The sequence below is a fragment of the Clostridia bacterium genome, assembly GCA_019683875.1.
Lineage (GTDB): Bacteria > Bacillota > Sulfobacillia > RBS10-35 > Bu92 > Bu92.
Window position 1 is genome coordinate 1 of record JADGHN010000199.1, and the last position, 2,067, is coordinate 2,067.

4 protein-coding genes are annotated in these 2,067 nt (G+C 70.8%); all 4 read left to right on the forward strand.

The genetic code is table 11. The features are described from left to right. A partial coding sequence (locus IRZ18_09875) for a bacitracin ABC transporter ATP-binding protein (protein MBX5477413.1) occupies positions 1-423 on the forward strand: 423 nt, incomplete at its 5' end. Next, the gene (locus IRZ18_09880; protein ID MBX5477414.1) at positions 420-1,175 is read left to right on the forward strand and encodes an ABC transporter permease; all 756 of its coding nucleotides are present in this window, start codon (positions 420-422) and stop codon (positions 1,173-1,175) included. The genes IRZ18_09875 and IRZ18_09880, both read left to right, overlap by 4 nt. Positions 1,176-1,206: 31 nt before the next feature. Then, entirely contained in the window at positions 1,207-1,695 is a 489-nt protein-coding gene (locus IRZ18_09885) for a sigma-70 family RNA polymerase sigma factor (protein ID MBX5477415.1), read from the forward strand. Between the two features lie 26 nt (positions 1,696-1,721). Beyond that, positions 1,722-2,067, forward strand: a 346-nt coding sequence (locus tag IRZ18_09890; GenBank protein ID MBX5477416.1) for a zf-HC2 domain-containing protein, incomplete at its 3' end; no start/stop codon positions are given.

Here is a 2,067-nt window from a genome sequence, read left to right on the forward strand (position 1 = left end):
GACCCGGAAGGGTTCCGCGACATGCGGGCCCTGCTGCGCGAGTTGGTCCAGCAACGCGGTATGACCGTCCTGCTCAGCAGCCACCTCCTGCATGAGGTCGAACAGGTCGCGACGCGCGTCGGGGTGATCCGCGGCGGGAAGATGCTCGTGGAAGCGTCGGTCGATGAGTTGCGGAACCGGGCCGCGCGCCGGATCGAGGTGGCGGTGTCCGATCCGCCGAGGGCCGCGCGCCTGCTGCGGGATCGGTTCGGGTGGCCGGTGAGCGCTCTCGAAGACGGCACGCTCCTTGTTCACGGCGCGGCCGACCCGTCGCGGATCGCGCAGGCCGTGGTGGGCGAGAGCATCCGTCTCCGACGCCTCGTGGAGCGCGAGCCGAGCTTGGAAGACGTCTTTTTCGCCCTGTCCGAAGGAGGCCCGCGGTGATGCTGGATTGCCTTGTCGTCGAGCTCGCGAAGTGGCGGCGCACGCCCTTTGTCTGGGTCACGGTCGCGGCGGCAATGGCTTCCCCCCTGCTGGGCGGGCTGCTCCTGCACATGATGAGAACCCCGGCGGGCTGGGACGAGGCCATGCATTGGAATGCGCTCATGCAGCAGGTGTTCATGTTTCACTCCGCCCTCATCGGCCCGCTGGTGGCGACATTGATCGGGGCGTACGCCGTGGCTCTTGAGCATCAGTCCGACACGTGGAAGGTCGCGTTCGCGACTGGCGTGGCACGTTGGAAGGTCGTTCTGGCCAAGGCGTTGCTCGCGCTGGGCTGGGTGCTCGTCCTGAGCGCCCTCGTTCTCCTCGGCAGCGCGGCGATCGGCTGGGTGCTCATCGGAACTCCGGCTGGCATGGACGTCGCGCGGTGGGTGGAGACCCTTCTGGCGGCCGGCGCCGGCCTTGCCGTGATGGTGCCGGCATATCAACTGGTCGCCCTTGTGACCCGCAGCTTCTTCGTCGCGAGCGGCCTGGGCATCGTGGCGACCGTGGCGGGATTCATCCTCTTGCAGTCCAGGTACGCGGGGCTGTTTCCCGTCTCCGGCGCGACGGTCCTCGTCGCTCGTCTCGTGGATGTGCTTCCGGGATCTGACCTCATTGGCGGTCCGGCCACGTGGCTCGCCGTGCTGGCGGCCGTGCTCGTCGGATCGGTGGCGGCGGGGGTGTGGTATGTCGAACGAGCGGACGCCCGATGACCGCCGGGGCGGTGGGGAAGCGAGCGCGTGGTTGCGCGAGCTGTTTGATCGACACTACGCGGAGGTGGTCCGTCACGTCCACTATCTGACGGGGGATCGGTCCCTCGCGGAGGACGTCGCCCAGGAGACCTTCGTGCGCATGTACCTGGCGTGCCCGGCGCCTCCGGAGCACCCGCCCAGCTGGCTCCGGCGCGTCGCCGCACGGCTGGCGTACAACGAGCTCCGCGCCGGCCGCCGCCGGCAGCAGAGGGAGGCGGCCTACGCCGAATCTTCGGCGCTGGCAGAAGCCGATTGGGAGCCGGCGTGGGACCTGCGGGAGGCGCTGGAGCGGCTCGACCCGCGCGACCGCACGATGTTGCTCTTGCGGGCCGACGGCTGGTCGTACCGCGAGATCGCCGAAGTGGTGGGCGTGGACCCGGCGTCCGTGGGGACGCTGCTGGCAAGGGCGCGCCGGCGGCTTGCGGCCGGATTCAGTGACGCGGTGGCTGCGGCAAGTCCGAACGGGGGTGGCGCATCGTGATGGCATGTCCCGAGGAAGGCATCTGGATGGCGTGGATCGATGACGAGCTGGACCCGGAGCGGCGCGACGGCCTGAGCGCGCACTTGTCGGAGTGCGCGGCGTGCAGGGAGACGGTCCGTGCGCTTGAGCGCCTGTGCGCGCAGCAGGACGCGGCGCTGGCGCGGTACCGGGACGTGCTGGCGCGCGGCAACGGAAAGCCGATCTCGCCCGTTACGGCCTGGCCGGAGGTGACCGCGCGCATCGCGGAGGCGACGGCCGGCGGCGCGGCGGTCTCGCCGGGAATTGGGGCCGTCGGACCGAGCCCGTCGGGTTCGCGGACCGCGGCGGCGAACGTGACCGCGGCGGGCCACGCGGCCGGGAACGCGCCGCGAT